The organism is Roseburia faecis (genome assembly GCF_001406815.1).
Lineage (GTDB): Bacteria > Bacillota > Clostridia > Lachnospirales > Lachnospiraceae > Roseburia > Roseburia faecis.
In genome coordinates this window covers 1-4,990 of the sequence record NZ_CVRR01000038.1, presented here as the reverse complement: position 1 = coordinate 4,990, position 4,990 = coordinate 1, and the positions used below count along the sequence as shown (strand labels likewise).

4 protein-coding genes are annotated in these 4,990 nt (G+C 32.8%); all 4 read right to left on the bottom strand.

From position 1 onward, the window contains the following. Nucleotides 1-507: LytR/AlgR family response regulator transcription factor (locus M72_RS12285; RefSeq protein ID WP_055068425.1), on the bottom strand; the 507-nt coding region annotated here is incomplete at its 3' end. A gap of 280 nt (nt 508-787) precedes the next feature. Next, complete coding sequence (locus M72_RS12280) at nt 788-2,230, bottom strand: hypothetical protein (protein ID WP_015517468.1); 1,443 nt, start codon at nt 2,228-2,230, stop codon at nt 788-790. 72 nt (nt 2,231-2,302) lie between these two features. Continuing rightward, a complete protein-coding gene (locus M72_RS12275) occupies nt 2,303-3,487 on the bottom strand; it encodes a DUF6947 domain-containing protein (protein WP_041254362.1) in 1,185 nt (394 codons plus the stop codon). Nucleotides 3,488-3,678: 191 nt separating this feature from the next. After that, the gene (locus M72_RS12270) at nt 3,679-4,869 is read right to left on the bottom strand and encodes a DUF4885 family protein (protein ID WP_008115725.1); all 1,191 of its coding nucleotides are present in this window, start codon (nt 4,867-4,869) and stop codon (nt 3,679-3,681) included. Nucleotides 4,870-4,990 lie beyond the last annotated feature (121 nt).

Below are 4,990 nucleotides of genomic sequence, written 5' to 3'. Positions count from 1 at the left end.
CAATGCTATCAGTACTTTTCTGGATCTTTTTATGTATTCAAAATATAAAATATCCCTCAGTTTCAGTTTGATCGACAGATACTCTTTTCCATTGCTGTCAGTCACTTTATAAAAATTCTTTTCTACTATGGCATCCGGCAGTTGATTCAGAAGTTCCAATATCTGCAATTCCAGTTTATCATATTCCAATGGTTTACATAGAAATGAAAATGCATGAACTTCGTTAATGACCTGCATACAATATTCTTCATAACTCGTAATATACACTAATTTCACATCTGGAAATTTTTCTTTCAATTTTCTCCCCAGTTTAATACCATTCAGTTCTTCCATCGAAATATCTAAAATTCCGATATCAATACGACTGATATTTTCAAGCATTTGATTTGCAGACATAAATTTCTCTATATGATAAGCAATCTTTTGACTTGTAAAAATCTTATGCAGCATATTCACTGCACACTCAAGATCTGCTATATCGTCATCACAAACAGCAATTTCCAGCATATTACTCACCTTCTTCCTATCTTCCTACTATATCGGTAATTTTTATTTTTCCATTAAATAAATATAAAGTACTCTGCATATTATCTAAATAGGCTCTAAATAAATATCATATATATAGGAAATGTGCCATCATCTTGACGGCACATTTCCTATATTTTCCCCCCAAATTATATTGCTACAGTATAGAATACCATTGTCTGTCCATACTATCAGCTTCATACTGATATGTAATCAACTGATTCATGTCTTTTAAACCCGCCATTTCTATTAGGTTCTATCATTATATTATAGTTTTCATATTTTTATAGTATCCTGCATTATCCATAACACTATTATTGCCAGATGTACCCACAGTACTTACCTCAGAGTCCGAAATATTATACCCTGCCTTAAATGCAAGAATATCCTCCAATCCATATTGATTTTTATAATCCGTCAGCATATAGATATTATCTCGTATTTCCTCATATTTCGCATTGGCTTCCTGGGAGTTCATTATTTTACACATTTTCTCTGGAAGTCCGGTAATCTTCCCATTGTCATCTACGTTTATATCGTCAAATGAATACTGTCCATTTGTTGCTTTCTGAATGAACTGTTCCACTTCATAGTAAGCATTTACTAATCTATATTGTGTGTTAGAAATATCTGCTGTCTGAATATATTTTTCCCACATATCATCAGCAAAATTTTCCGATATCATATTTTTTATCTGTTCTTTGTTTTCTTCTGTAATGTCCCCGTTAATCGTAATAGTTCCAGATACATCTATTTCAATTTTCCATGATGTATCTGGCAGTTCAATTCCTTTTTCATTTGCTATTCTTTCTATTTCTGCATAAAAATCGTTTTTTATATAATTCGACTTCTCTGCTCTCTCATAATCAGATAAATTGGCAAATATTTTCACATATGCCATTTCCGACACACTTAACTGCTCCCCCTTTTTCATCTTATTTAATAATTCTTCTACACTATCCGTTCCCGAATATTTTTCATCTTCCGGCAACGCTTCAAATTGCATCTGATGTAATTTGTCAATTTCGCTTTGATATGTTTTTTCATATTTCTGCTTTATTGCATTTTTTTCTTCTGAATTATCTGCATTTGCTATTTCTTGTGAGTGCTGCACATTACTACTTGAAGTATCCCTGTTTTTCGTTTCCGTAATTTTTATTCTATAGGAACCTTCCCCGGAATCCGATGTCATATTGGAATTTTCTACTCTGATCACATAATCTGATGTAACGCAGTCCCAATTAGGTACCGTAAGCTGTTTATTACCATGTCCATCATCTGTCGCTATTCCAATCTGATTGCCATATAAATCGTACAATACTAAATTATATGCCTGACTATTCTTGCTTTCCAATGAAATCGTTATCTCTGAAGATATACCCATTTTAGAGTAAAAACTTTTTTGCGGATAAGAAAAAGAATAGTAATCTACATCATATTTTGAATCGATTGTTCCCTCTAAATAACTTTCATTATTATGCAACAATGTTCCTATATCATATGTACTGTAATAGCGATCTACCTGATCATCGTATTTCGTATGCTGATGATAACTATCATTCTTATTTGTTTTGGCATTTTCTATTAACACCGTTTGCTCATTTAATTCTTTCATCGGCGATTTAAAACTTTTTGCTGCATTTCCTGTCTCATATATTTTACTATCTACTATTCCGCCACCTATATAATGTACATAGTGTCCCATCTTATCGTCACCTCTTGGAATCCACGGATGGTATAAAAATACCATCCGTAATTTATTTATCTTTCTAAATATTTAGCCCACTATTATTCCGAAAGGAACTAAATAATCCAATGTCATCTGTGTCATTGTAGTGCAACTAGCATTTACATAAGAAATACCACTTACCCAATGTACTGTAACAGATGTTGCATAGTTTCCATCAATTGATCCTGATGGTGGATTATTGTCAACCAAGTCACTCCACCAACCACCTGTTTGTGCTAGTTTTTTTGAATAACTAGCAGTTGCTGGCGTATAATAATAGTCAATGCTTGATGCGTATGTATTATTAGCAAATGCTTTTGATTTATCCGAAAATTTCACACCTGTCAATGCATACTCATCTTCACTTCCACTAGGACAATTAATGGTCAATGTTTGCGTACTTGCTGATTGGCTAGATGAGCTTCGATTCCACTTTATTGTTGTATAATGTGTAAGATCCGAAAAGGTTGTTGTTTGTGCTATTGGCAATGGTTGTCCAGCATAATATCCATAATGATAACCGGTAGTTGCTGTTGCATCTTTTACCTTAAAAACAATATAATAATTTCCATCAATAAGACCTAAACTAATTACCTTATTCGACGTTCCTGCAATCGTTTTAGTTGTTGAATAATATCTGTCAAAATAACTGGTAACTCCCGCCTCATCCGATGAACGATATATTAAATTTATATCATTGTCAAAAATAAATACATTAACATTAGATTCTAACATAAATGTAATATTATTACAGTCCTCATCCGAAACAACACATTGATAATAATGTCCCTGATTTTCATCATATGCAGAATCATTCAGATACCCCTCTCTTAATGCCGAATTATAGTTGCTCTGACCTTTTGGATTCAGTAAGAAACCAGACATTACAAACCCTTCTGATGTTTTTGCATATGTACTAAAAATTTCTGTATTCGATGTCCATTTCTGATCAGAGAAATTATATTCCATCGTGCTTGCACTCCACATATATTTATTTGACACCCTTCTTGTATCTGCATATGCACTTGCTCCATCATTTGTTGCATCCGTAAAGTCACAAGTCACTTCTTCGGTTGCAATTTTCGATTGTAATAATGTTAAATCCGTGTCGTTATCTTCTGTATTGAAATGTACTTTATTGCCATTATCAATACTTGCCGCATTCGCTACTGAGACATTTCCTAACAACAAACATGCTGCCAATAATATTGTTGCTATTTTTCTCTTTTTCATGAATAATTCCTTTCTGTTCATAGTTCTTTATTTTATAGTTTTTTGATTTATATAGATTCATTATTAAAACGCTTTCCCTCCCTCTATTGTTTATTTTTTAATTTAAAAATTTCGAATCATATATTTTATCTAAAAAACTATATTACTATACTTGACACACTTCCCTATATTTTTTCAAAAATATTATATTTCTAAAGTACAGAATACCATTGCCTGTTTGTACTATCAGCTTCATATTGATATGTGATCAACTGATTCATGTCCTTTAAACCACTCTTTCCATATAAAATGCTTAAAGTCATATCCGGCACATTGTTCCATCCTTTAGTTGACATAGTTGAAACCAGGTCATGTATCCAATTCTTCATTTGCTGCTTGAACTCTTTCGGAACTTTTCCAGAATCTTCAACAGCCTTATCCACTAAGTCTAATATATTCTCTCCTGACTCCGTATAATATGTCCCGTTTTTTTCCTCAAGTTTATCTAATTCATATCCTGTATAACTATAAACTTGATGATATGCTTCGTATTTCATTTTTGATTCCTTTGTTATCTGAGAACTCTCACAGCCATCTTGTGTTGAACAATAATATATATGCTTATAGAGGTTTTTTCCGTTATCTCCTACATTTAAGGCATCCTGCATCAACACCTTTGTTTCTTCATCCACGCCATCTACCGTTATTTCATAACTGTATGGATCGACAGTAAAAGTACAATCTTTCGTAATAGAAGATGTATCTACACCAGCCTGCTTTAAAATATTTGAAATTTGCGAATTTATCAATGCTCTTTCAAATTGGATTTTATCCGAATCTACACTGTCACCGTCCACTTCAATTCCCCTGAACAAAGAATCCTGATAATTTACACCATTTATCTTTCCTGTCCGGCACATCTGCATCTCATAATTATATGCAATCCTACGTTCTGTATCAGTCAGATTAGTCTCGTAATACTCTGAACTCTTATCAAAATACTTGGAATGAATATAATTTTCAGGATTGGAATGCGTTTTTGCTTCTGCGGCAAGTTTAGAATACTTTTCCGTTAATGCCTCCCTAAATGCTTTACCTGTACTCATATATTCACTTGTTTTCGCATTAATCTGTGTTCCTGCATTCTCAATGATCTCCTGATTCGTTTTTTTGGCTGAAGCTATATAGGACTTTAAGTCAATGCTGCTATCAATACTTGTATTATGTGTTCTTCCACTTGTACTTTTTGTAAGTTTTTCCTTTCCTGATGCGCTTATCGTCAAAGTATCTCTTGTGCCTATACAACCATTGCTTCGACTGATTGTCGCTTTTTGTTGTTGACCAAACAGGACATTAAGCAATGACTGATTAGCATAAATTCGGCTGTTAAAAAATATATTCATAATATCACCAACCTTCTTATTATATATCGGATTATCCTAACCTTGTTTGTAATCTTTTCTTTCTTCAAAATTATAGAAATTGATACTATGCATATGTATCAAAACCTACCTTATTTTTAGT

Excerpts from the sequence above, each read along its gene's own strand:
- M72_RS12280 (WP_015517468.1), bottom strand. The coding sequence starts at position 2,230 with ATGGGACACTATGTACATTATATAGGTGGCGGAATAGTAGATAGTAAA.
- M72_RS12275 (WP_041254362.1), bottom strand. The coding sequence starts at position 3,487 with ATGAAAAAGAGAAAAATAGCAACAATATTATTGGCAGCATGTTTGTTG.
- M72_RS12270 (WP_008115725.1), bottom strand. The coding sequence starts at position 4,869 with ATGAATATATTTTTTAACAGCCGAATTTATGCTAATCAGTCATTGCTT.